24 protein-coding genes are annotated in these 26,317 nt (G+C 44.7%); 15 read left to right on the top strand and 9 right to left on the bottom strand.

The annotated features are described in order from the left end of the window. Positions 1-16 precede the first annotated feature (16 nt). The 13 genes from GVN16_RS14855 to GVN16_RS14795 all read left to right on the top strand — a co-directional run bounded on the left by GVN16_RS14855 (position 17) and on the right by GVN16_RS14795 (position 10,875). A complete protein-coding gene (locus GVN16_RS14855; protein WP_166564681.1) occupies positions 17-538 on the top strand; it encodes a DUF3341 domain-containing protein in 522 nt (173 codons plus the stop codon). A gap of 24 nt (positions 539-562) precedes the next feature. After that, positions 563-1,177, top strand: a complete 615-nt coding sequence (locus GVN16_RS14850; RefSeq protein WP_166564680.1) for a cytochrome c — start codon at positions 563-565, stop codon at positions 1,175-1,177. Positions 1,178-1,234: 57 nt separating this feature from the next. After that, positions 1,235-2,557 (top strand): quinol:cytochrome C oxidoreductase, encoded by a 1,323-nt coding sequence (locus GVN16_RS14845; protein ID WP_166564679.1) that lies wholly within the window; start codon positions 1,235-1,237, stop codon positions 2,555-2,557. Positions 2,558-2,606: 49 nt separating this feature from the next. After that, positions 2,607-3,743 carry a cytochrome c oxidase subunit II gene (locus GVN16_RS14840; RefSeq protein WP_166564678.1) on the top strand — a complete coding sequence of 379 codons (1,137 nt, stop codon included), beginning with the start codon at positions 2,607-2,609 and terminating at the stop codon, positions 3,741-3,743. Positions 3,744-3,768: 25 nt separating this feature from the next. After that, positions 3,769-5,649, top strand: a complete 1,881-nt coding sequence (locus GVN16_RS14835) for a cbb3-type cytochrome c oxidase subunit I (RefSeq protein ID WP_166564677.1) — start codon at positions 3,769-3,771, stop codon at positions 5,647-5,649. A 97-nt stretch (positions 5,650-5,746) separates the two neighbouring features. Continuing rightward, positions 5,747-6,691, top strand: a complete 945-nt coding sequence (locus tag GVN16_RS14830; protein ID WP_229244188.1) for a heme A synthase — start codon at positions 5,747-5,749, stop codon at positions 6,689-6,691. Beyond that, positions 6,675-7,574: a heme o synthase gene (gene cyoE, locus GVN16_RS14825; RefSeq protein WP_229244186.1), complete on the top strand. Its 900-nt coding sequence runs from the start codon at positions 6,675-6,677 to the stop codon at positions 7,572-7,574. The genes GVN16_RS14830 and cyoE overlap by 17 nt, the downstream gene beginning before the upstream one ends. After that, positions 7,574-8,158, top strand: a complete 585-nt coding sequence (locus GVN16_RS14820; protein WP_409013171.1) for a heme-copper oxidase subunit III — start codon at positions 7,574-7,576, stop codon at positions 8,156-8,158. The genes cyoE and GVN16_RS14820 overlap by 1 nt, the downstream gene beginning before the upstream one ends. Before the next feature lie 82 nt (positions 8,159-8,240). Then, positions 8,241-9,002 (top strand): cytochrome c oxidase subunit 3, encoded by a 762-nt coding sequence (locus tag GVN16_RS14815; RefSeq protein WP_166564676.1) that lies wholly within the window; start codon positions 8,241-8,243, stop codon positions 9,000-9,002. 27 nt (positions 9,003-9,029) lie between these two features. Then, positions 9,030-9,353 (top strand): cytochrome C oxidase subunit IV family protein, encoded by a 324-nt coding sequence (locus GVN16_RS14810; protein ID WP_166564675.1) that lies wholly within the window; start codon positions 9,030-9,032, stop codon positions 9,351-9,353. Positions 9,354-9,356: 3 nt separating this feature from the next. Then, positions 9,357-10,052 carry an SCO family protein gene (locus GVN16_RS14805; protein WP_166564674.1) on the top strand — a complete coding sequence of 232 codons (696 nt, stop codon included), beginning with the start codon at positions 9,357-9,359 and terminating at the stop codon, positions 10,050-10,052. A 9-nt stretch (positions 10,053-10,061) separates the two neighbouring features. After that, positions 10,062-10,592: a DUF420 domain-containing protein gene (locus GVN16_RS14800; protein WP_166564673.1), complete on the top strand. Its 531-nt coding sequence runs from the start codon at positions 10,062-10,064 to the stop codon at positions 10,590-10,592. Positions 10,593-10,599: 7 nt separating this feature from the next. Then, positions 10,600-10,875 (top strand): hypothetical protein, encoded by a 276-nt coding sequence (locus GVN16_RS14795; protein WP_166564672.1) that lies wholly within the window; start codon positions 10,600-10,602, stop codon positions 10,873-10,875. A gap of 48 nt (positions 10,876-10,923) precedes the next feature. Here the strand turns inward: GVN16_RS14795 and GVN16_RS14790 are convergent, their stop codons facing one another. The 9 genes from GVN16_RS14790 to GVN16_RS14750 form a co-directional block, all read right to left on the bottom strand. Next, positions 10,924-11,814 carry a hydroxypyruvate isomerase family protein gene (locus tag GVN16_RS14790; protein ID WP_166564671.1) on the bottom strand — a complete coding sequence of 297 codons (891 nt, stop codon included), beginning with the start codon at positions 11,812-11,814 and terminating at the stop codon, positions 10,924-10,926. A 39-nt stretch (positions 11,815-11,853) separates the two neighbouring features. Continuing rightward, positions 11,854-12,744, bottom strand: coding sequence for a ThuA domain-containing protein (locus GVN16_RS14785; protein ID WP_166564670.1), 891 nt, complete (start codon positions 12,742-12,744; stop codon positions 11,854-11,856). Between the two features lie 3 nt (positions 12,745-12,747). Then, on the bottom strand, positions 12,748-15,414 hold the full coding sequence (locus GVN16_RS14780) for a c-type cytochrome (protein WP_166564669.1): 2,667 nt from the start codon (positions 15,412-15,414) through the stop codon (positions 12,748-12,750). A gap of 45 nt (positions 15,415-15,459) precedes the next feature. Further along, the gene (locus tag GVN16_RS14775) at positions 15,460-16,428 is read right to left on the bottom strand and encodes a 2-hydroxyacid dehydrogenase (protein WP_166564668.1); all 969 of its coding nucleotides are present in this window, start codon (positions 16,426-16,428) and stop codon (positions 15,460-15,462) included. Between the two features lie 87 nt (positions 16,429-16,515). Then, complete coding sequence (locus GVN16_RS14770; RefSeq protein WP_166564667.1) at positions 16,516-17,001, bottom strand: VOC family protein; 486 nt, start codon at positions 16,999-17,001, stop codon at positions 16,516-16,518. Positions 17,002-17,065: 64 nt separating this feature from the next. Continuing rightward, positions 17,066-18,232 (bottom strand): mandelate racemase/muconate lactonizing enzyme family protein, encoded by a 1,167-nt coding sequence (locus tag GVN16_RS14765; RefSeq protein WP_166564666.1) that lies wholly within the window; start codon positions 18,230-18,232, stop codon positions 17,066-17,068. A 26-nt stretch (positions 18,233-18,258) separates the two neighbouring features. After that, entirely contained in the window at positions 18,259-19,686 is a 1,428-nt protein-coding gene (locus tag GVN16_RS14760; protein ID WP_166564665.1) for a DUF1501 domain-containing protein, read from the bottom strand. Between the two features lie 21 nt (positions 19,687-19,707). Beyond that, complete coding sequence (locus GVN16_RS14755) at positions 19,708-22,077, bottom strand: DUF1549 domain-containing protein (RefSeq protein WP_205748878.1); 2,370 nt, start codon at positions 22,075-22,077, stop codon at positions 19,708-19,710. A gap of 164 nt (positions 22,078-22,241) precedes the next feature. Next, a complete protein-coding gene (locus GVN16_RS14750) occupies positions 22,242-23,129 on the bottom strand; it encodes a sugar phosphate isomerase/epimerase (protein WP_166564664.1) in 888 nt (295 codons plus the stop codon). A gap of 278 nt (positions 23,130-23,407) precedes the next feature. Between GVN16_RS14750 and GVN16_RS14745 the strand changes: the two genes are divergently transcribed. Both GVN16_RS14745 and GVN16_RS14740 read left to right on the top strand, forming a co-directional pair. Beyond that, a complete protein-coding gene (locus GVN16_RS14745; RefSeq protein WP_166564663.1) occupies positions 23,408-24,901 on the top strand; it encodes an alpha-amylase family glycosyl hydrolase in 1,494 nt (497 codons plus the stop codon). An 82-nt stretch (positions 24,902-24,983) separates the two neighbouring features. Beyond that, positions 24,984-25,676: a hypothetical protein gene (locus GVN16_RS14740; protein ID WP_166564662.1), complete on the top strand. Its 693-nt coding sequence runs from the start codon at positions 24,984-24,986 to the stop codon at positions 25,674-25,676. Positions 25,677-26,317: the final 641 nt, after the last annotated feature.

Raw genomic sequence — 26,317 nt, 5'->3', positions numbered from 1 at the left:
TAAATTATAGACAGAAATGGCAGATAAAAAATATATAGTAGGGATATTTGATGACGAGGATGATGTAATGCACGCCATCGGAAACATCAGAGGTAACGGAGTTAAAATCCATGAAGTGTTTACGCCTTACCCGGTTCACGGACTTGATTTAGCCCTTGGCTATGACAGACCAAGAATGGGTGTTGCCGCTTTCCTTTTTGGTATCACAGGTACTTCACTGGCTTTCCTTTTGACTTTCTGGACTTTGGGAGTTGACTGGCCTATGAACATCGGGGGTAAAAACTTTTTCCCGTTCCCGACTAACATACCTATCGTTTTCGAATTAACAGTTTTATTGGCTGCTTATGGTATGTCATTCACTTTCTTCTTTATGGAAGGTCTGGGGCCAACAGTCAAACCGGTTATTTTTGACCCGAGAAGTACAGATGATAAGTTTGTCATGGCTATTGATCTGGGTAAAAACAAATCTTCTGAAGGCGACATCACAGAATTACTTAAGGGCAATGGTGCTACTGAAGTAAATATTAAAGAAATATAATTGATACTGTAGAATAGAAATAAAATGAAAATTACATTTAAGCATATCAGCATATTATTGACATTAGCAGTATTTGCGTTTGTTGGCTTAACATCTTGTAATGATCCGAATCAGACAGGATGGGAGTTTGCACCCAACATGTATAATTCCAGGGCTTACGAAGCACAGACTCAATGGAAAGAAAATATGATCAATCCGCACGGAATGAACATGAGACTTCCGGTGAAGGGAACCATTGCAAGAAGAAATTATAAGACTTCATTTTTACAGGATGACAGCACTGTCGTCAATGATCTGATGATTTACACGATCAACAAAGACAGTATCAGCATTTCGGAAAGGGTTTTGGTAAACCCAATTCCATGGTCTGATCAGGCTGAAGAAGATGGTAAAGTACTTTACGAAAGATATTGTCAGCATTGCCACGGAGCAAGCGGAGCAGGTGACGGTAAAGTAGGTGCGGTTTACAAAGGTGTACCTAACTACTCTTCTGATGCTTACAAGAATCTGAACGACGGACATATTTTTCACGTGATCACACACGGTAAAGGAAGAATGTGGCCTCACGCTGCTCAGCTGACGCCTGAGGAAAGATGGAAAGTTGTACATTATGTTCACCGTTTACAACTCGGTAACTAAAATATAGTAATAGATTAATTTTAAATCCCTTTAGGGAGGTTTTTAAATTTTAAAATAATGGCTCATAAGCACGAAATACCTTCGATTGAAGAATCATTTGAATTTAGTTCTGGACTGAAACGAAAACTTATAATCTCAGTTTTGGTCGGAATTGCAATGGTAGCAATTGGTGCCTTTTTATCAAGCAAAGGCTGGGATATCTTCAGCCCGGATTTTGGACATCATGCAGGCGGACACGGAGCCGAAGGTGGACACGAAGCCGGTCATCACGGTGCTACTTTGTTATCAAGAATCATTGCGAATCTTTGGATGAACAGTGTATATTTCTTAGGTATTTCTGTAGTTGGCGTATTTTTTATGTCATACAATTATGTAGCAAAAGCCGGATGGCAGGCGTCTTTGAAAAGGGTTCCTGAAGCTTTCCCTTCCTTCATCATTGTTCCGGCTATCATCATTCTTGCCTTGTATCTTATCCCTTCGACAAGACATATCATTTTCCACTGGACTCATGATGGTATCATGACTCCTGGAAGTGACAATTATGACCCGATTATTGCAGGTAAATCATGGTATCTTAACCACGGATTTTTCCTTGCCCGTATCATAGCTTACTTCGTAGTCTGGTATTACCTGTGGACTCAGATCAGAAAGTACTCTTTGCTGGAAGACGAAAGCAAAGATCTTGCTTACTATCACAAAAGCAGGTCTTACGCAAAGATGTTCCTTATTTTCTTTGCTGTGACGTCTTCTACTGCTGCCTGGGATTTGTCTATGTCAATTGACGTTCACTGGTTCTCAACCATGTTTGGTTGGTATCACCTGGCTTCATGGCACGTAGCGGGTCTTGCTGCCATCATGCTGACTATCATAACACTGAAAGGTCAGGGTTATCTTAAAGCAGTAAATGACAGTGTTATCCAGGATTTGGCCAAGTTGATCTTCGGTTTCTCTATATTCTGGACTTATGTATGGTTTAGCCAGTACTTATTGATATTCTATGCCAACCTTCCTGAAGAAACCATCTATTTCAGAGAAAGAATCAGCGGATACGGCGGAAGGTACTTTGCACCATTCATTATCAATTTGCTGCTTAACTTCGTATTCCCTTTCCTTATTCTGATGGCAAGAGGATCGAAAAGAAATTATACATTCCTTAAACTCGCTTGCTCCTCGATTTTGATCGGTCACTGGTTTGATTTTTATCAGATGCAGATGCCGGGTATCGCTAAAGAGCAGGGTGGTATTGGTTTGATTGAGTGGGGTACAACTTTGGCTTTTGCTTCGTTGTTTATCTATTTTGTTGCTAATCAATTGTCTAAAGCCAATCTGGTTGCTAAAAATCATCCGTTCCTTGAAGAAAGTTTACATCACGATATTTAATTTATTTGTAAACAAAACCTTATCATTAAATAGTTAATAATTAACATATATGACTCTTTTAATTGTAATATTTGCGATCGTGTTTTTAGTACTTACGGCTCTCGTAATTGGTAAGACGCAATCTCTTTTAAAGAAAATAGACAAGACAAAATCTGACACAGAAGAAGTAAGCTCAACGAAAGCCGATAGTGCAAATGATGCCAATGGTATTGCTTTGTTTGTTTTCTGGATCCTGAGTATTGTAGGTATTGTCTGGTCATTCCTTGATGCAAGAAAGCACTTCTTACCGGAAGCCTCTTCTGAGCACGGAAGACAGACTGACTACTGGTTCTGGGTTTCGATGATCGTCATCATGGTAGGTTTCTTTGTTGTGAATACTTTCCTTTTCTATTTCCCGATGAAATATCGTTTTAATAAGAACAGAAAAGTAACTTTTTATACTCACAACAACAGTCTTGAAGTAATCTGGACGCTTATTCCTGCTGCCATCATGGCCGGTCTTGTATTTTCAGGATTGAGAGTATGGAACAAGGTAATGGATGATGCCCCTCAGAATGCCGAAGTAATCGAAATCATGGGTAAGCAGTTTGGCTGGTTGGTAAGATACCCTGGTGTTGATGATAACAAACTGGGTAACTACAATTACAAACTGATGGATGATGCCGGTGGAAATGACATGGGTATCGATTTTACAGATGTTCATTCATTTGATGATTTTGGTAACGCTTCGGAGCTGCATATTCCTAAAGGTAAACCTGTTTTACTGAAAATCAGATCGAGAGACGTTCTTCACTCTGTTTTCATTCCTCACATGAGGGTTAAAATGGATGCTGTTCCGGGGATGCCGACCAAATTCTGGTTTGTTCCTGAAAAAACGACTGCGGACATGAGAGCTGAGCTGAACAATCCTGATTTTAACTACGAGATTGCCTGTGCCGAAGTTTGCGGACGTTCGCACTTTGCCATGAAATTATTATTGGTAGTAGACGAGCCTGAAGAGTATGAGAAGTGGAAGAAAAGCCAGAAGCCGTTCCTGACAGTGAACCCGGCTCTACTGGAAAAAGTGCCTGATAATCTTAAAGCTAATGCATTGAAATATATTCAGGTAGAAGCAGCACCGGTTGCGACAACAGAGGTGGCGGCAGATTCAACAGGAGCAGGTAACGCTGGTACAATTTTAAAATAACAGAGCTTAACATTTTATATATATTATGGCAACAGTAACACATTCAGAAAGTCATACCCACGACCATGATCATGATCATGAGGAACATCATCATGAATTAGGGTTCATCAGAAAGTATATTTTCTCAGAAGATCATAAGGTTATTGCGAAACAATATTTGATTTCAGGTATCGCCTGGGCGGTAATAGGTGGTTTACTATCTGTACTTTTCCGTCTTCAGTTAGGTTTCCCTGAAATGGACTTATCATGGTTAAGATTCCTTCTTGGAGACTGGATCAATGAAACTGGCAAACTGGATCCGAACTTTTATCTTGCTTTGGTTACCATGCATGGTACCATCATGGTATTCTTCGTTTTAACGGCTGGTCTGAGCGGTACTTTCTCTAACTTCCTGATCCCTCTTCAGGTAGGTGCCAGAGATATGGCTTCAGGATTTATGAACATGCTTTCTTACTGGATATTCTTTTTATCAAGTGTGATCATGTTTGTGTCTATGTTCATCAAAACCGGTCCTGCCGGTGGTGGATGGGTAATTTATCCTCCTCTAAGTGCTTTGAAAGATGCTAACCCTGGTTCACAGGACGGTATGACCCTTTGGCTGGTAGCCATGGCTCTTTTCATCGTTTCAAGTTTATTGGGTGGTATTAACTACGTAACTACAGTAATCAACCTGAGAACAAAAGGTATGTCGTTTGACAAAATGCCTTTGACGATCTGGGCTTTTACTTTCACCGCTATTCTGGGTATTCTTTCATTCCCGGTTTTACTTTCTGCGGCGTTGTTGCTTATTTTTGACAGAAGTTTCGGTACAAGTTTCTACTTGTCTGATATCTATATTAACGGACAGGCTTTACCTAACCAGGGTGGTAGCCCGATTTTGTTCCAGCACTTGTTCTGGTTCCTTGGACACCCTGAGGTTTATATCGTAATTCTTCCTGCTTTGGGTCTTACTTCTGAGATCATCGCTACGAATTCACGTAAGCCGATCTTCGGATACAAAGCGATGATTTTCTCCATGGCGGGTATCATGTTCCTTGCGTTCATCGTTTGGGCTCACCACATGTTCATGACAGGTATGAATCCGTTCCTAGGATCTGTATTTATGTTGTTGACTTTGATTATTGCGGTTCCATCTGCGGTAAAAGCCTTTAACTACATTGCAACAATCTGGAGAGGTAATATCATCTTTACTCCGGCTATGCTTTTCGCTATCGGTCTGGTATCATTCTTCGTTTCAGGTGGTTTGACAGGTATTATCCTGGGTAACAGTGCCCTGGATATCCAATTGCACGATACTTACTTTGTAGTAGCTCACTTCCACCTCGTAATGGGTTCTGCAGCGTTCTTCGGTATGATTGCCGGTGTTTATCACTGGTTCCCTAAGATGTTTGGCCGCATGATGAATAATACTTTAGGGTATATTCACTTCTGGGCGACATTTGCAGGTGTTTACCTGATCTTCTTCCCGATGCACTACATTGGTATCGCAGGTTTCCCTAGAAGATACTATCAGTGGTCTAAATTTGAGACTTTCAATACTTACACAGATTTGAATGCTTTCATTTCGATTGCCGCTATTGTAACGTTCCTGGCTCAGTTTATCTTTATTTATAACTTTGTTTACTCAATTTTCAAAGGTAAAAAAGCTACTTCAAACCCATGGCGTTCAAATACTCTGGAATGGACTACCCCGATTCATCCGGGTCACGGAAACTGGGAAGGAGAGATTCCAACGGTATACCGCTGGCCATATGATTACAGCAAGCCTGGTGCAGCTGAAGACTTTATTCCTCAGCATATTCCATTCTCTCAGACGCCGGAATCTAACCTGCCTGAGGAGACTGAACTAATTGAAAAAGAACAGGAATTGGCTAAGATCGTTTTCGATCCTACGATTCATGATTAATAATATTTTATAAGAGTACAATGTAATTGAGATTTGTATCTCTTTTACATTGTACTTTTTTATTGATGTGGTAAGTTTATTCAGAAGATTTGGCATTTTGACAATTGTATCGGTTTATGTACTGATATTGGTTGGGGGAGTTGTCCGGGCGTCGGGTTCAGGGATGGGTTGTCCTGACTGGCCGAAGTGTTTCGGATCATGGGTGCCACCCACTTCTGTTGATCAGTTGCCTGTCAATTATAAAGAGGTTTTCGGAGAAAAATTAAAAGGTGAGGTGATATTTAATCCTGTCAAAACCTGGATTGAATATGTGAACAGACTGGTAGGTGTTTTAATAGGTTTCTTTATATTCATCACCTTCGTCATATCATTCATCGCATTCCGGAAAAGTGATAAGCTGATCGTAGGATTATCCTTTCTCTCATTCTTACTTGTAGGTTTCGAAGGGTGGTTGGGAGCTAAGGTCGTTTCCTCAGAATTGCATCCGGGAATGATAACCATTCATATGCTCGTATCGATAGTGATTGTTTTGCTTTTGATATACGTTGTGTTCAGATCCTTTTCTGTTGATTCAAGACATCAGCATTTTTCTCACAGCAGACCTGTCAATTTTTTACTTGTTATTGGTGTATTCCTGATGATCGCACAGATTGTTTTTGGAACCCAGTTGAGAGAAGGGGTTGATTTGGCACAAAAACTGCTTGGCGATGAAAACAGGGACAGCTGGATCGGTACTTTAGGCGGCAAGATTTTTTATCATGCTTTCCTTTCAGCCCTGATCCTTTTGGTAACGCTGATTTTTAACAGGAAACTGGGCAGGCTGTTTAATGAAAAAGGAATAAGAAACTGGGGTTTAGGACTGGTCATTGTGGTTTCAGTGAGTATTTTGACCGGGGCTTTGATGGGAATTTTCGGAATTCCACCCGTTTTTCAGCCGGTACACCTTTTGTTGTCGGTTTTAATTTTAGGAATTCAATTTGTATTGTATATGATGCTCAATCCCGGACTGGTTTACTGGGGATTGAATGAAGGGAAAAAGTAAGATGGTGGAGAATACAATTAAAATATCGTTGGGAGCTAAGCTGAAGGCCTTTTATGACCTGACTAAGTTCCGTTTGTCTGCTACGGTGGTGTTTTCGGCTTGTATTGGTTATGCCCTGGCTTCTGATCATCTGAATGTCGGTAAAATGTTGCTTTTCGCTCTTGCTTCATTTTTTACGACTGCAGGTGCTAATGTTATCAATCAGATCATTGAGAAAGATCTTGATGTGATGATGAACCGTACAAAAGAGAGGCCTTTGCCTTCCGGCCGGATAAGTGTTCAGGAAGCTAAGATATTCGGCTTCGTGATTTCGATGATCGCTTTTGCTATTTTGTATTTTGAGTTTAATGCGAAGGCAACGGCTTTAGCGGCTTTGTCTCTGATCTTATATGGTTTTGTTTATACCCCGCTTAAAAGGGTAGGGCCGGTGGCTGTGGCTGTGGGTGCACTTCCGGGAGCTTTTCCTCCGATGATCGGTTGGGTAGCTGCTTCAGGGCACTTCGGACTGGAACCGGGTATTCTGTTTGCGATTCAGTTCTTTTGGCAATTTCCTCACTTCTGGGCTATTGCCTGGGTTTTGGATGACGATTATCGTAAAGCAGGCTTCAGATTGCTTCCGTCAAAAGGTGGAAGAGATATCAATTCTGCGATACAAATCATGGTTTATACCCTTTATTTGCTGCCTTTGTGCTGGGTACCTTATTACCTGGGAATGACGGGGATTAATTCTGCGGTGATTGCGATGGTGTTCGGGATTCTGTTCCTGGCTCAGACTTTTCTTCTGATGAAAAGAGTGGACCACAAATCAGCGTTACAGCTGATGTTCGGGTCGTTTATTTATCTGCCTGTGGTGCAGATTGCATATTTAATGGATAAAATTTAATGATGGCTAAGAGTATAGATATTAAAGAAGAACCTAAGCAGATATTGACCGTTAATAAATGGAAGTTTATTATCTGGTTATTTATCATCACGATTGTGATGCTTTTCGCTTCACAAACGAGTGCTTACCTGGTAAGAAGGGCTGAGGGTAACTGGACGGAGTTTGATATCCCGGTTATTTTCTGGTACAGTACGGTAGTGCTGATATTCAGCAGTGTGTTTATGCATATGGCTTACCTGGCAGTTAAAAAGGACGAGTTTGGTAAACTGAAGATTTTTATCTCCCTGGCTTTTGCTACCGGGGTTATATTCCTGGTGATGCAATACCTGGGATGGCAGGACCTTCAGAAAGCCGGGATTTATCTTAAAGGGAACCCTTCGGGATCTTTTTATTACATCTTTACCGGTTTACACGGAGCTCACCTGGTGACAGGCCTGGCGGTATTGTTCTTTGCGTTTATTTCGGCGATGAAAATGAACATTCATTCCAAAAACCTTATCCAGATTGAGGTGTGTGCCACTTACTGGCATTTTCTGGATATCCTTTGGGTGTACCTGTTCGTGTTTTTATTATATTTCAGATAATTTTTTTAACCAAACAATTAAACTTAGGGCAAATACAAAATCATTTTTTAAATTTGCCAAGTAATTTTAACAAAGTAATTCTATGGCTGTTTCAAAAACTTCAGCAACCCCGGAACACTTGATTTGGGAAGGTGGTACCCAACCAATGAAAATTGGGTATGGTAAATTGATGATGTGGATTTTCCTACTCTCAGATACCTTTACCTTTTCGGCTCTCTTGATTTCTTACGGGTTGGTTCGTTTCAGTTTTCCGAGTTTCAAGGATATCAATCCTGAAATGACTCATAAAACTTTCGAACTATCACATGATTGGTGGCCGGTACCTGAGAAAGTTTTTGAAGCTGTTCCTTTCCTTCACGGTATAAGCCTTCCTCTTGTTTTTGTGGGTATCATGACCTTTATCCTCATCTTCAGTTCAGTTACCATGGTATTGGCTGTTGAGGCAGGACATAGAAGAGACAAGGCAGATGTTGAAAAATGGATGTTATGGACTATTCTTGGTGGTTTTACCTTCCTGGGTTCTCAGGCATGGGAATGGTCACACTTTATACATGGATCGGAAGAAGGTCTGACGCTTGCTAACGGAGCTAAAGTTTTTGGTGCCAACCTGGTGACCAATGAGTACGGCCCTGCTGCCTTTGCCGACTTCTTTTTCTTCATCACAGGTTTTCACGGCACTCACGTATTTTCAGGAGTTGTGCTTAATATCCTGATTTTTTATAACGCTTCGAACGGCGTTTACGAAAGAAGAGGTCATTATGAAATGATTGAGAAAGTCGGATTATACTGGCACTTTGTAGATTTGGTGTGGGTATTCGTATTTACCTTCTTCTATTTGGTGTAATCGTTCATTCTAAAAAAATTAAGAAAAATGGGAAATCATAGTACTACTCACGAAGGAGAAAAATTAAAGCCACAAACCAAGGAGTTGTGGAAAGTATTCTGGATTTTGCTGGTATTGACTGCGATAGAATTCGTTATCGCTTTCGGTCTTGATACTGACAGATTCAAATGGACTAAGATCATTATATTTATCATTATGACCATTGTAAAGGCCTATTTTATTGTAGGGACCTTTATGCACTTAAAAGGAGAGGTTAAATCCCTGATCTGGACTATTATTCTGCCGAGCCTTTTTGTGGTTTGGTTATTGGTAGCCCTGATCGTAGAAGGTGGTTATATTGGTAGTGTTTAATATATGAAAAGTAATTTTTTAAAGGCTGGAATTCTGGTAGTGATACTGGTAATTCCAGCTTTGGTGTTTATTTTCTTAAAGCTTTTTGGTAAAAATAACTTTGACTTACCTTACTACTTCCCTGTGATCAATGAACGGGATGAGGTAAAGATAGTAAAGGGCGATACGGTATTTAACCAGGCTCCTGCTTTTCAGTTGGTCAGCCAGAACGGAGATACGCTGAACTCAGAAGAACTGAAAGGGAAGATCTTTGTAACCAGTTTCTTTTTCTCCCGTTGCGGGACGATCTGCCCTCCGGTGAATACCAACCTTTCGAGGGTTCAGGAAAATTTCAAACACGAAGATTTACTGAAACTGGTGAGTATTACTGTGGATCCGGCCCATGACAGTTCTGAAGTGCTTAAGGCGTACAGTTCGAAGTACGGAGCTTTAAAGGACAAATGGTATTTTCTGACGGGAGATAAGGGTTATATCTATAACCTGGCCATTAAAGGATTTAAATTACCCACTGCAGATGCTTCTGAATATGATAAAGGAATTGAATCAATTGACGAAACCTTTATTCACTCTGATAAGTTATTATTGATAGATGGGGGGGGGTATTTCAGGGGGATTTATGAAGGAACTGATAAAGATGAGATCAACAGGCTTATTGTAGAAATCAAAGTGCTGCTGGATCATCAGAAAAAACAAAAATAATTTTTTAGAATGGATATTACAGAGAAAAAATCATCATTACGACTGATCAATATCATTTCAGTTGTTATTCCTGTGGTGGTAGCTCTTTTACTGGGCATCAGGATGAAATTTGACCTGGGAGCATGGACTAAAACGCTTCCTTTGATCAATGCGATCATAAACTCCGCTACTGCTGTTTTTTTGCTGGTCGGACTGTGGTTTATCAAAAGCAAAAATATTGAAGCCCACAGAAAAGCAATGACCGCTGCGTTTTCACTCGGAGCTTTGTTCCTGGTTTTTTATGTGATTTATCACTTGTCAAACCAGGCTACTCCATATGGAGGAGAGGGAGCCATCAGGTATTTCTATTATTTTAACCTGATTTCGCACATTCTGGCTTCTCTCATCGTTTTACCTTTTGTGTTGAGGGCTTATTATTTTGGTTTTACCGGGCGTTATGAAGAACACAGGAAGATCACTAAAATAGCGTATCCGATCTGGTTGTATGTTTCTGTTACCGGGGTGATTGCTTACCTGATGATTTCTCCTTATTATACCTGATATACTTATGAAAAAGAGCATTGTACTTTTCGTTATTTTACTTCTGGTTTCAGCCTCACCTTCATGGGCTCAGTGTGCCATGTGCCGGGCTACTGTCGGCAGTAACTTAAGCGAGGGAAGAGGAGTGATCGGTACCGGGATCAATTTCGGGATTCTGTATCTTCTTTCTACGCCGTATTTACTTGTGGCGGGATTGATTTACATGTGGTACCGTACAGGAAAGAAAGAGCTGAAAGAAAGGCTGGCTTTAAAACAACGCATGGACGAAATTTACCAGGGATAAGCCGAAGATATATCAAAAAGGCCGGAAGTAATTCCGGCCTTTTTGTTTTTATGCGATGTCACAAATCTTGACAGCCTGTGAAAGAGAAGCAAGAGGGTCACGTTTAGGAATGAATTCCTGTCCTACATATCCTTTGTATCCTGTATCCACGATGGCTTTCATGATGGCAGGGTAATTCAGCTCCTGTGTCTCATCAATTTCGGCCCGGCCCGGCACACCTCCGGTGTGATAGTGTCCGAAGTAAGGATGGTATTTCTTAATGGTAGCGATTACGTCACCTTCCATGATCTGCATGTGATAGATGTCATAAAGCAGTTTGAAACGCTCAGAACCTACTTTATCACAAAGGGCAACTCCCCATTTGGTTAAGTCACACATGTAATCTTTGTGATTGACTTTGCTGTTGAGCAACTCCATCACCATGGTTACACCGTGTTTTTCGGCAGACGGCATCAGTTTTTTAAGAGCTATGGCACAGTTTTCAATGCCCTGCTCGTCGCTCATTCCTCTTCTGTTGCCTGAGAAACAAATCACTTTGTCAAGTCCGGCAGCTTTCAGTTTAGGAAATATAGTTTCAAAACTCGCAATCAGCTCATTATGCAAAGCTGGATCATTAAAGCCTTTTTCGATACCCAGTCCGGCACCCCATGGCATAGCACAGGTAAGACCGTGTTTCTGAAGGATCGGCCATTCGTCCGGTCCCTGAAGTTCCACTGATTTGATACCCATTTTTTTAGCCTCCACACAAAGGTCTTCCAAAGGGATTTTGCTGTAGCACCATCTGGCTACAGAATGGTTGATTTTACCATTAAGGTCAGCACCAAGGGCTTTTTCTGAAGCCGCAAAAGCTTCTGTCAGTGATATCATCGGAGATGATACTACCGCAGCAGTGCCCAGGATGCTTTTCAGGGCTGAACGACGCGATGAGTTTGATTTCATGATTAATATTTGATTGAATATGTTTTTATATAATATCTCTTAAGGTCTGATGCTTGCTTTTTCGGCGTTTGGAAAGTCTTCCGGTACCTTCTGGGTCACTTCTCCTTTCGCAACCCATTCCGTGCCTCTCTGAAGTGTTGTAATAAAGCCGACACACTTTTGCGAATCATTGCCATGTCCGAGCGTGGTATGGAAAATACGGCCCTTGCCATATTTGGTAACCATCAATACAGGCTCATGTCTGCCGGATCCTCTTTTCTCCGTCTGACTGTAGGACGTGGCGAGCACTTCAAGGGTCAATGCCCCCGGTCCTCTGAGCCTATCATACAGCTCGTCATTTTCATGCATCCAGCTTTCAGGCAGTCCTTTGGTGATCGGGTGATTAGGGTCTCTGGCTTTCACCAGGAACTGATGCTGATCACCATGACTTCCTCCTCTGCCCGGGCTGGTGTCTTTTACAAATTCTCCGTTTTGTTCATTATAGTACAGGTAAGGGCCTGATTTTTCATCACGACCTTCCCAGCCTCCGATGCCGATCATCTGGTTGTAGGCTTTCCATTGCGGGAAAGCATTGTCGGCGGCATGTACAGAAACAAAGCCTCCGCCGTTCTGCACAAATTTTTCAAATGCCTTCTGTGTTTCCACCGGCCAGGGCTCTCCGTTATAGTTAGATACCACCGCATCATAATTGGAAAAGACCGGTTTGAAAGTAGCCATATTGCCGCCTTTCGGTGGAGTAGTGGCCACGGTAACTTTAAAAAGCCCGGTTTCTTCCAGGTATTTTTTCATCATGATGGTCGTTTCCGGCCAGTTGCCGTGGTTGTTCTGACCATCAATGAGCAATACCTTGATCGGAGCCTGTGCCATTGCCGAGAACGACAACAAAAGAGCCAGGCAAAAAAAGAGCGATTTCCTTATGTTTGATTTCATGAGTTACTTTTGGACTTTGGCTGTAAACATCTGATGTTTCTGATTCCCTCCTGAGGTAAGGAAAGCCATCAGGTCTTTTAATTCTTCCGGACTAAGGCTGTTGATCAGACCAGGTAACATCACCGAAACAGATGAATACTTGGTTGAAACCACATTCTTTTTCAACACCTTCAACACCATGTCAGGAGCAAACGGGTTCTGAGAAATATAATAGGCCTCCTTGTCTTCGTTGGTCAGACGACCAACTACGGTCTCTCCGTTCTTTAAAACGAACTGGGTGGCTGCATATTGATCGGAGATGGCTTTGTCTGGTTCGATGATCGCTTCAAGGATATCTTTGGATGAGAAACGGGTTGACAGCTGGGTCAGATCAGGACCAATGTTTCCGCCTTCTCCCGCAATGCTGTGACATCTGGAACAGGTAATGGCATTGTACATGGCTTTGCCCTGTGCAAAGTTCCTGTTTACCAGACCACTGTCAATAACGGCCGATGCATTTTTAACTGACCAGTTTCTGCCAGGACCTTTAGGATAAACCGCCTGCACCAGGTCATTGCCTGACTGGGTCAGTAATTCTCCACCTGAAAGTTTGTCGTAAGCCGTCTTTTTGTCAGCAGGCACATTCGCCAAAGCCATTTTACGGGCTTTGTCAATGAAACCGATATAACTCACACCACCTCTGTAGGTGAAGGCTTTATTAAACCATTTCATGTATTTTTCCTGTAGGGCAGGTGTCCAGCCACTTTTTGAATTGCTCAGCAAGGTAGCGTAAAAGGTTTGCTGTACCGGTGGTATTTTCTCCAGCATTTTAGCAATATCAAGACCATATTGAGGGTTTCTCATGATCAGGTCGGCAGAAGATTTGGCAGTTTCGCCACCGGCCATATCACCTGCAGCATCTTTTTTGTCAAGTAGAACCAATGTTTTAGCAATTACCCCGGGAGCTTCAATATAAACAAGGACCTTACTCAGGGCCATGTTGATCGTAGTATTGGCTGAAGGATACGAAGGATTCAGAGCAGCTACAATCTGGGCTTTCAGGGCCGCGTCAGGTTGTCCCATTCTGAATAATACCAATTCATACGCTCTCAACAAGTCCGTCTGGCCTGTTTCAGAAAGCGTTTTAAAATTAATCGCTGTCAGTGCTTTCAGCAAAGTAGCTTTCTCAGTTACCGCACTGTGACGGATCAGGCCTGTCAGGGCATTGATGGCCGTTACAGGGTCTTTTTCGGTCAGGGCTTTGTCTTTCCACTCAGATACCGGCTGGTGCTCCAAAGCAATCCTGGCGGCGTACCTGATAAAGCGGTCAGGGTGTTTCAGCTGAGGCCATGCAGCTGCTACAGCAGCCGGATCAGCCTTACCATGGAATTTCTCCAGGCTTCTTCTTAATTCATTTTCTTTGGTTACAGAAGCAGCTATTTGTTTTCCTGTATCTTCTGTGCCATTATAATACACCCTGTAAAGGTCAGACTGAAGACGACGGCCGCCGGTAAGGAAATACAAAGCTCCGTCAGGCCCGATGGTGCCGTCTGTTAACGGTAATGGCATACCGGAAAGGAATTCTTCTCTTTCTGCCGTGTAACTTGCTCCTGAAGATTTAAGGTGCACCAGGTGCATGATTCCGAAACTCCAGTCGAAGGCTAACAAAGCGTCTTTATATTTGGAAGGAAATTTAGCTCCTTTTAAATGCAACAGGTTGGTAGGGGATCCCTGGCCGATATTTAGGATAGCAGGAAGGTTATCTGAAAAAGTAGGAGACCATTTGGCGGTTCCTGTTCTCCAACCGAACTCTGCACCTGATGTTACATGGCAGATACGGGTCGGGCGGTACCATGGTAAACCGAAGTCCCACTCCATGTCTGAGTCATAAGTAAAAAGGTCACCGTTTTCGTTGAAAGCGATGTCATACGGGTTACGGAAACCACCGGCTACCATATCCCAGTGTGTACCAGTTGAATCCACATTGGCAATCCATCCTGCCGGAAGGATCGGATCCCTGTCATGACCACGCGGGTCTTTGATCATCGGCAAAAGGTTATCATCCTGCCATACAGGAGGAAGACGATGAGAGTTGACAGCCGGAAGGTGGGTAAAGTTACCTGCTACAACATATAATGATTTTTTGTCAGGAGACAGGATCACGCTGTGAGGTCCGTGCTCCCCTTCACCGGTCAGGCCTTTCAGAAGAGTAACTTTGTCAAACTGATCGTCATTGTCGGTATCCTGGAGGCGGTAAAGTCCGCTGCCACGGGGAGCTTTAGGGTTTGCCCTGTTGTTGACCATCACATATAAGCTGTTGAAAGCATACAGCAAGCCCTGTGCATTGCCCATGCCTAAGGTATCTGTAGCAGTACCGATCTTTAGTTTTTCAATAACCGGGGCAGTGCCTGAACCAATTGCAGGGATTTTCAAGCGGTAAAGAGCTCCGTACTGATCAGAAGTGATCATTCTGCCTTTGTCATCAAATGCCATGGCCACCCACGATCCCTGCATGGATTCTGAAGGGCTGTAAAGGTGCTCAGCCACAAATCCTGGCTGTAGTTTAAGCTTCTCTGTTTTGGGATTGTCAGTATGACTGACAGCCGGTTCAGTCCGCTTGAGTTTGGTGTAAGAGGCCGCAATCAGCAGAAGCATTGAAAAGGCCAGAACAGTTTTAAAGATTTGATTCATTGATTCTTCAGGTTGAATATTTGTTTAATTTCAGGTGTTCGGTTGTTATTCTGTCAAATTTAGTTCTCTTCTGTTAAAAATACTCTCAGGCTGGGGCTTTTTATTGAATAAAATAGCCAAAACGTTACTGACAGTAGATACACACATGTTTTTATAAGTCGTAGCGGTCAGACTACCCACGTGTGCCGTAATGATGGTCTTGGGATGAGCAGTCAGGGGGTTGTCGGGGGATGGCGGTTCCACGTCCAGTACATCTGCTCCGAAACCTGCTATTTCGCTGTTATTCAAAGCCTCCAGCAAAGCATCGTGATCTACCAGGCCACCTCTGGCGGTGTTGATCAGGATGGCGTGTTTCTGCATCTTTTTCAACTCTTCGCTGCCGATCAGGTTTTTGGTATCTTCCAGTAAGGGCAGGTGCAGGGTGATGATATCTGACGAACTCAGGACTTCCTCGAGCGGCAGATATTGGTATGGCGTTTCCGGTTGAAATTTGTCCCAGTAAACGACATTCATCCCAAAGGCATCTGCTATTTTAGCTACCCTTTTTCCGATGTTACCCATACCGAGAATTCCCAGGGTTTTGCCGTTTAATTCGTCGCCTTCAAACTGGTTTCTCCATTCCCAGTTGCCTGCTTTAACCTGCCGGGCCGATTCATACAGATTTCGTTGCAGCATCAGCATGAGGGTCAGGGCATGTTCGGCGATGGTGCCGGAGTTTGATCCGGGGGCGTTAACCACCTTAATGTTTCTTGAAGTCGCCTCTTTCACATCCACATTGTCTAATCCAACACCGCAGCGGGCCACCACAGCCAGATCAGGACAGGCATCCATCAGCTTGGGATTGACCTGACCCTTACCCCTCGTGATGACGGCGTGAATGGGATTTTCAGCCAGGATCTGATCCACCGGAACAGACCCGTAAGCCGTAAAAATCTGGATATTTTCTTTTTCTGCTTCCAGCAAAGCCAAGGCTTCATCAGCGATGGTTTCCAGAAGGATCACATTTTTTTTCATTCCCGGTTTTTTTCACCATTAATAGATCAGTCTTTAAAGCCTGCATTCTCAATGGTTTTCTATAAGACAAAAAACTAAACGAATACCTTACCCATGATACAAAGTAGCATTCTCAGATTTGTAGCCTCTGAAGTCGTTTCTTCCTGAAACATATAATCCTTCCTGGTAAAGTTCATCTTCAAATATCGCCGGATCTACTTCGCTTCCCGGTACAGATGAAAACTCAACAAGATTGCCGGACGGGTCGCGTACAAACATCTGCATGGCTCCGTCAGGCAGTTGTCTTACTTTACCCCAAGGTGAGGTGTCGATCACTCCGAGTTCTTTCATGCGGTGAAAAATAGCATTGAAATCATCTACCTGCACACAGATATGACCTCTGAAAGACACTTTATCATCCCACTCCGAAAGGTGCAGCTGCTGGTCTTCATTGAACTTGAAGAAGGCGGTCGGGTAATCGAATACAAAAGCCGGAAGGGGAGTAAGACCCAGTTCATACTCATAAAACTCACAGGCTTTTTCAAGGTTGTCCACGATCAGGGTGACGTGGTTGATTTTTACTGCTTTTGCCATATTTTTATTGGTTTATGTCCGGGAGATGGCCCGGACTTATTCACATTTTAAGTTTCGTCAGTGCTCAGACTGTCTGTTTAAATTCATTTACAAAATCCCAGTTCGGCGTCAGACCTAATCCCGGTGCTGTCGGAGCTGAAATCATACCATCGACTGCTTCGATTTTCTCTTTAACGAGATCATACATCATCGGATTGCCACCCAGCGAGAATTCGATAACCGTAGCTGCAGGAGCAGCAAAAGCCACGTTAACCCCCGCCATGAATGAGAACGCAGAACCCCAGCAGTGCGGGGCAAGTTCAAGCTGATGTGCATGAGCCAGCTGGGCCACCCTCATCGATTCGGTAATCCCGCCGATGATGGCAGAATCAGGCTGAACGACGTCCAGTGCTCTTACCTCAATCAGGTCACGGACATCAAAGGCGGTGTACTCACTTTCACCTGCGGCAATCGGAATCGCTGTTGACGCCCTTACTTCTGCCGTGCCGTGTCTGTTATCAGGAGAGATCGGTTCTTCAAACCAGTACAAATTACAATCTTCCACACCTCTGCAGAATTGCTTGGCTTCCGGCACACTGAAGGTTCCGTGGGCATCGGTCATTAGTTTAATGTTTTCGCCTAAAGCTTCCCTTGCGGCTTTTACTCTTCTGACACTTTCGCCGACGGTTTCGTCCATCACACCCACACGCATTTTAACGCCTTTGAAACCTTTGGACACATAACCTAGTAATTGCTCACCGATCTTTTCTGTACCGGCCCAGCCACCACTGGCATAAGCTTCCATTTGATCGCGGCAGGCTCCGCCCAGTAGTTCTACCACCGGCACTCCCAGGGCTTTGCCCTTCAGGTCCCAGAGGGCGGTATCTACCCCACTCATGGCGGAGATGGTCAGCCCTCTTCTGCCCAGGATAGGGAATTTACGGCCTCTTTTCAATGCGTAATGATCACGGGTGCCGTTGTAAACGTGCTCCCAGATCCTGGTGATATGACGGGCGTCTTTGCCCACTAACAAAGGTTTAATTTCTTTTTCGACACAGGTTACGATCGAAGCACACACGCCTGAAGAACCTACTGCGGCTTTGGCCTCACCGAAACCCTGTAATCCTGAGTCGGTGGTAACGACCACCAGTGTCATGTCAAAATCAGTCAGAAGTCCGTAATCAGAAAAGTGTTGTTTTTCTTTAGGTATCGGACATCTCAGCCAAAAGGCTTCTACATTGGTAATTTTCATTAAATATTCTGTCTTGGATGTATATTTTAAACTAATAATTCTTTTTCTGCTTTGCCTTTCCCGTCAGGGGTGGTGTAAAACGGCCGCTTTTCCACTTCATATTGTGTATCCGGTGGAATCCCCAGGGCATGGTAAATGGTCTGATGGATCTGGTCTATCTTAATCGGTTTTTCTATGGTTTTACAAGGCCTTTCGTCGGCAGTTTTACCGTAGACAAACCCTTTTTTAGCCCCCCCGCCAAACATCAGCATGGAGCATCCGTCTGTAAAGTGACGATGCATACCGTAAAACTTCAGGTCGCTGAGGATATCGGGCTGGTTAACCTGTTCCAGTACCTTGGCATCCGGACGGCCCTCCACCATCATATCCCGGCTGAATTCGCTGGCCAGTACGATCATGGTCCTGTCGAGACGACCACTTTTGTCAAGGTCTTTGATGAGCTGGGCTACGGGTCCGTCGATCAGCTTCTTCATTTTTTCGAGGCGGGTATGGCCGTTTTCGTGGGTATCCCATCCCATAAAGGGCTCATATTCGGTGGTGACGCTGATAAATCTTGCTCCTTGCTCGGTCAGCCTGCGGGCCAGTAAACAGCCCAGACCAAACCGGCCGGTGTTATAAATATTGTAACTTTCTTTGGGTTCGGTTGAGAGGTCAAAAGCCTTGGCTTCGGGCGAATTAAGCAGCATGTAAGCCTGCTCCATCGATTGTTTGAGTGATTCTTTCTGGTAATCACTACCAAATTCTCCGACAGGGCTGCTTTTGATCAGTTCATTGTACAATTGATTGCGTCCTTCAAAACGTTTGGTCGTCATGCCCACAGGAGGTCTGACGCTGTCGAGGCCGGTGGTCGGGTCAGGGATCATGAAAGGGGCATAGGCATTGCCCAGGAATCCGGAAGTATGAAAAGCCTTAAGTTCTTCGGCTTCGCCCACGGTGAAACGCTGCCCGATGTCTACAAAAGCAGGGATTACCGGGTTCTTTGGGCCCAGTTGCTTCGCTATCCAGGAACCTATATGAGGAGCGGCCACGGTTTGGGGGGGCTCATAGCAGGTGTGCCAGTGGTACTGATGCCTCGAATGCAGGATGTGGCCCATGTCGGCCGCCACATAAGAGCGGATCAGCGTACCTTTGTCCATGATTTTTCCGATGGATTCCAGTCCCGCGGAAAAGTTAATGCCGTCAAGTACAGTAGGCACGGGTTTGAAAGTACTCAGAACCCTGTTACCCTCCATTCCTTTTTCATAAGCCGTATATCTTTTCGGATCAAAAGTCTCTGTATGGGCCATGCCTCCGGCCATCCACAGCAGGATGACGGTATCTGCTGAAGCTGAACTTCCGATACCGGTTGAGCAACCGCTCAGCATACTGGCTACGGGGGCATTGGCGGCCATCGCTGCCAGGGTGGCGGCACTGGTCTTCTTTAAGAAATCGCGTCTGTTCCAGGTGTATTTCATAAGACTCGCCTCATTTTTTGATCAAAATATCAGTTGAAATTCAGGATGCAAGGTAATGGCCCAGACCAGGTCCTGTATGCTTTCTTCCGTCGGACTGGCCCCTAGTACTTTCTGAGCTACCGCCATTTCCTTCGGCAAAGGATTTCTGTTTAAAGCCTTCTGATAAAGCAATTTAACGATTTGTTCCGGTTCAGCATATTTCTGTTTCCATGCTTTTGAACCCTTTTTGAGGGTCTCGTTAAAGAGCTTGCCATTGCTAAGCTCAAGGGCCTGTAAAAGACTGGCCTGGGAAGATCTTCCCGTCGAAACGGTCTCCCGGTTAGGTCTGCCCAATGCCGTCAGGAACTGGTCGTTTTTCACGATAGAGGCCCTGACAAAAGGAATGTTCTTTTTAATATCTTCCGGCAATGATTTCACGACGATCGCAGAATCAGAATAAACAGGTTGAAACACCGAACTCACGGCGTCTGAAAACTGCTCGGCCGTCAATCTTCTTCTGACCATGCCTTCAAATACAAAATCCTGGCGGGTGAGCAGGGCCACATCTTTGGCTCCTACCGAAGGCAATTGATAGGTATTGGACGTGAGTATTTTTTCAAGTAATCTTTTGATATCCGAGCCGTTGGCTACAAAATCTGAAGCCAGGTAATCCAGCAGGTCCTGGTCCCAGGGCATGTTGTCCATCATGTCGACGGGTTCTACAAGCCCTCTGCCCATCACCTGTGCCCAGACGCGGTTAACCAGCGTCCGGTAAAGTCGGCCGTCTTTAGGCTGGGTGAGGTATCTGGCCAGCATTTCCAGTCTTTTCTGTGTATTGGCTTTCGGGTCAATTTCCCCCAGGTCCTTGAAAAGCATCCGGGTGGAGGCCATCTTGCCGGTCGGCTTGTCGCAGCGGTTAATCTCCAGCGGCTTTTCCGCAAAAATATTGGCAAAAGCATAGGCATCGTCCAGTTTCCAGTCGCTGATAAAGCTGTCGTGACACGAAGCACATTTCAGGTTAAGCCCCAAAGCAATCTGTGAAACATTCTGGGCAGCCTGCATTTCAGTTCTCTGGCTGGCGTTGATCGTTCCCCGCCATTCTATTCCCCTGATAAACCCCCTGGATTCTTCCGTGGGACTGATCAGTTCGGATATAAATGTATTGTAAGGCTTGTTGTTAACCAGCGATGTGTACAGCCATTTCGAAATGTCGGACCGCCCCCCGGTGATGTACCCGGTGCCTGTGTAGTCATTTCTCAATAAATCATTCCAGAAACTCAGCCAGTGCTGTGCGTAATCATGTTTGCGGTTCAGCAGCTCACGGACCACGATCAGTCGTTTGTCCGGCCGCATATCATGGGTAAAGGCTTCCACTTTTTCAGGTGGCGGCAGCAGGCCGATGACGTCCAGGTAAACCCTTCTGAGGTAAGTACGATCATCAACAACCGGTTTCCATGAGATTTTCTTTTTATTGAAATAAGCATTCACAAAACGGTCGATCGGTTCAGTAGCCTGGGCGGTAGCAGCCGGGATGACGGGCATTCTCGGGGCCATTTCAGCGATCCGGTAAATGCTCTTTTCATTACCAGTTGGCCACGGGGCACCTTGCTTGATCCAGTATTCGATGATGGCTATTTCTTTGTCGCTGAGATGCTTGCCTTTGGTAGGCATCAGTTCTTTGTGACCCTCCGGCAAGGTTATTCTTCTGTAAAGTTCGCTGTCGCCGGGTTTTCCGGGGATGATCACTTTGCCGTCTTCGCCGCCGGCCATGATAAATTCTTTTTTGTCGAGCCTCAGGCCTCCTTTGCTTTTGGCTTCGCCATGACAATTGTTGCAGCTGTGGGCAAAGATGGTTCTGACCTCCAGGGTCAGTTCCTGCACCTGTTGTTCATTAAGCGGTTGACCGTCGCTGTTGGCCACAAAGGCTATGTCTCCCCGCTTTTCTGCAGGTTTCTCCTGGCCAAAAGGAAGTACTTCCGTCAGGAAATCTTCTCCATGGGTCAGTGAGGCCCCGTAATGTCCGGCGATGATGACACTGACAACGGTGGCGATCAGTAAACCTCTGAACCATTTGGTTTTTTGCACCCACAAAGCCCAGGCCGTAAGTAAAGTGATAGCCAGACAAGCGATGCCTGACCATTTATGAAATTCTGCCAGCCCTCCGGAGTATTCACCTTCTGTGACGAGTTGTAACCCTGCCAGAACGGACAGAGCTGTAGTGGCGGCACCGGTATAAACCAGGGCTTTTACGCCGTTGGCATAAGTTTTGGTTTTCTTTCTCCAGTCGATCACTTCCAGGGCAAAAGCAATGATCAGTAAACTCACCGGAAAATGCACCAGCAAAGGATGAAGCCTGCCGTAAAAGTTCAGCAGCCAGAAACCTTCCGCTGCTTCCGGTTCACCAGCAGCCAGAAGAGGTTTGGATACCAGCAAAAATACCAGGAACAACAGCCATTTTTTTTGAAGAAAATGGCTGCCGTTTTTGAAACTCTGGTATTCCTGATGCAGGAGATTCACGGTTTAGAGGTATTATTTTGAAGAAAGGAACCCCCGCAGGGATTCCAGTCATGGTAAGATTATTGGATCAGCGGTCTCAGTTCTTCGATAGACCTTTTGGTGAGCATGGTATAAAACTCTTCTGTTACAGACGAGCTGCCGTGGTCTTCCAGGAATTTCTTTTGCTCAGGTTCAAGACCGGTCGGGTCCAGGTCGATCGAGTTGGGGTAAGGATTGGCCGGGGTTCTGTCGAGCGGTGAACAGAATTCTACAGAAAGTACTTCGTCGTATTCAATTTCACGAAGGGTTTCAATGATTTTCGGCCAGTTGATGGTTCCCATGCCCGGGGCCATGCGGTTGCTGTCGGCTACGTGGAAACCCACCAGTCTGCCTTTGGCCCTTCTGATGGCGTCGTAGGTGTTGTCTTCTTCGATGTTCATGTGGAATGTATCCAGACAAACGCCGCATTTGGGACCTACTTCCTTCGCCAGGGCAAGTGCCTGGTCGCCGCGGTTGATAAAGTAGGTTTCAAAGCGGTTGATAGGTTCGATGCCCAATAATATTCCTACACTTTCAGCATATTCATAAATCTCTTTCATGCCTGCCACTGCCCATTCCCATTCTTCCTCAGGGCGGCCGTCAGGGATGATTTTACCCACTGTTCCGGGAACAACGGACACCATGGTACCGTCCAGTTCCTTTACCATCCTCACTACATCTTTGACATATTGTACGGATTTTGCCCTCTGAGCTTTGTCTTTGGCCAGGAGGTTACGGTCTTCGAGCATAAGGGTAACAGAACCCCAGCAGCCCAGTCCATGACCTTTAAGTAATTTTCCGATTTTTTTGGTGTCGTATAATTCCGGACTTCCCTGAATTTCGATTTTGTGGTATCCTAGTTCTGCGATTCTCCTGATAGTTTGCTCTATAGGCTCGGCACGCATCCAATTGTGAATTGAAAGTTCCATTTTAAGATTTGAGGTTGAATAATGACGAACATTAACCCGGGGTTTCCGGGATAGTGCTATAAACAAAAATAGTGGTTTAAATTGAATTAAACAGGGTTTGATTCTAAATTTTTAATTTTTATGACAGAAAGTATTGAAATCTGCGGGGAATATAAAATAAAATTGGGACGGTGGGATATCGTCTGCCTGTGCAGGCAAATTGTTTGATAAACCCAAAATAAAGACCTATTTTTGATCTTCACCTGTGGTAAGATTTTCATCATTTTAACTATCATTCCTTGAATTCACTGGCCCCGCATCCGCCGCGTATTTTCTATGAAATATTTGTCCGCTCCTTTTGTGATTCCAACCGGGACGGCAAAGGCGATCTGAACGGCATCACTTCCAAACTGGATTACCTGCAGGACCTTGGCATAGAAGGCATCTGGCTTACACCGTTCTTTCAGTCGCCTTCTTATCACAAATACGACGTGACGAATTACATGGAGATCGACCCGGAATACGGGAATAAGGATGATTTCCGGAGATTGCTGGATGAGGCCCACAAAAGGGGACTCAAAGTCATCATTGATTTTGTGATCAACCATACCAGCAGCCAGCATCCCTGGTTCCTGGAAGCCAAAAAAGGGAAGGATAATCCGTATCGGAATTATTACCTGTGGATGACGCCGGCTGAGATCGATTCCATGGGCGTAGCCGTCAGGGAAAAAACGGCCGACTCCTGGGAAACACAACCCTGGCACTGGGCCAACCGCGGTGATAAAGAGAAGTATTACGGGATGTTCTGGAATGGTATGCCCGATCTGAACATGGACAACCGTGAAGTAAGGGAGCAGATTTATGCGGTCGGCAAATACTGGCTTGAATTCGGGGCCGACGGCTTCCGGATGGATGCCGCCAAGCACATTTACCCTAGCTGGGAAGTGGAAAAATCACACGACTTCTGGGTGGAGTTCAGAGAAAGGATGGAAGCGGTGAAACCCGGCTTTTACCTGGTGGGTGAGGTCTGGACTTCGGCTGAGAAAGTCGCCCCGTTTTTCAGGGGCCTCAAAGCCAACTTCCACTTTGACCTGAGCCTGGCTTTGCAGAAGATCGCTTCGACCCAAACCGAAAGTGAGAACCTGGTGAATATGCTTTTAAACAATTACGACATTTTCGGAAGGGAGAACCCGGCATTTATTGATGCCACGATGCTGACCAACCACGACCAGGAAAGACTGGGAAGTGCGGTAGGCAACGATAAAAATAAGATGAAACTGGCTGCCAACCTGTTGCTGACCCTGCCTGGCAATCCCTATATTTATTACGGAGAAGAGCTGGGGATGCTCGGCAAAAAGCCCGATGAAAATATCCGGGAGGCTTTTCTTTGGAACACAAGGGCCAATGACAAAGACCGGACTAACTGGAAGAAACCCAATTTCAACACCGATTCACGGGTGACACCGCTCAGACTGCAGCAGCAGGACCCGGAGTCTGTTTACAACCATTACAAAAAACTGATCAGCTTAAGAAAGTACCATCCGGCCCTGTGGCAGGTTTCCCCGCCGAACCTTCAGGCGGCACAAACGGCCTGGGAAGGCTTTGTGACCTTCATCCGTCCGCATGAAACGGGTAGCCTGCTCGTCGTCCAGAACCTGCAGAGCAATACAGCCCTGGTGGAAATAAAAGACCCGGTCACAGAGACTGTCTTCAGTACATCAGGCTTTAAAAACATTGAAGGTAGTGTGATGGAGATACCGGGTTTTGGGATGGTGGTTTTCAGGTTGGGGTAGGCGGTCGGAGACTGCGTGACGCTTGTTCGAAGGTGGAACCTTCGAACAGCAGGGTCAATAATTAAATGAATATAAATATTTTATGAACCTGAGGATGAGATGCCTGATTTACTTCTTGTTGGTTTTAGGTGGGATGGCCTGCACCGCAGATGACGGCATTGCTGTCTATGAAAAAAAAGGAAGCAAACTATTCAGTAAATACATCTTTGCGATGGACGGCGGGTTCTTTTTTACCAACCTGAGAGATTCTTCTGACATTACGGTCATCGGGAAAAACAAAATACTGGTCAATAAAGACATACTATTTAAAAAGCTGAACGATCTGAGTGCACAGGTAAACGGGCCCTTGCTTCTCGAAGCATCCAATCATGAATCCGGCAGATACAGCATTGATAACAACTTTAATTATGACCTGAGATTTAATGGTGATGAGTTGCTGGTGAGGGAATATCGTTCTGACAGCACTTCAGTTTGTTACCTGGTAACACCTGATCAGGAATATATAGATTTACTAAAGAAGGCGATCAATAATTTTGCTCAGAAGCGGGGAAGCCATCACCGGGTGAGTGAAACAGACAACTCGGTTACCTTCAATATAAAGCTGAATGGAAGGACTTTCCGCCGCTCAAAATCGATTAATGATGACGATGTGATACTTTTGTACGAGTCGATCCGGTTTACACTCATGCAAAACCTCAAGGATAGTAGTAAATACCAGGCCATTCCGGATACGCTTAAAGTGCAAACTTCGGAGCGGTATTTTGGGTTGAGATAGTTTACCCTGTTAACAATCATTTATTCACATCGAAAGTATACCACTCCTCTTTTAAGAGTTCCGGAGCATCTTTTCACCGCTGCTTAATCACACCATGGCGGTCGTGATATTTAGAAACACTCCGCTGATACTCTTTTTCTTATTATTTACAGGTTAAAAGCTCGGGCCGATAGGTTCTGAGAGTATAAATTGGAGCTAAAAGCTCGGGCCGATAGGTTCTGAGAGTATAAGTTGGAGCAAAAAGCTCGGCCGAATAGGTTGAGAGAGCATAAGTTGGAGCTAAAAGCTCGGGCCGATAGGTTCTGAGAGTATAAATTGGAGCTAAAAGCTCGAGCTGATAAGTTCTGAGAGTATAAATTGGAGCTAAAAGCTCGGGCCGATAGGTTCTGAGAGTATAAGTTGGAGCAAAAAGCTCGGCCGAATAGGTTGAGAGAGCATAAGTTGGAGCAAAAAGCTCGGGCCGATAGGTTCTGAGAGTATAAGTTGGAGCAAAAAGCTCGGGCGAATAGGTTCGGAGTGTATCTGTCCGAGCTATTAGCTCGGAATTAGTGGCTTTTAACCATTATCTATAGTCTTGCAACTGGAAAGGAATAGCTTTGGGCGATGATAAAATATGTTTCAGGCAATGAACTGATGCCTCG

Source organism: Emticicia sp. CRIBPO, from assembly GCF_009905725.1.
In the GTDB taxonomy this organism is placed as follows: Bacteria; Bacteroidota; Bacteroidia; order Cytophagales; family Spirosomataceae; genus Leadbetterella.
The sequence above is the reverse complement of the archived record's forward strand: the minus strand, read 5'-3'. Positions and strand labels throughout refer to the sequence as shown.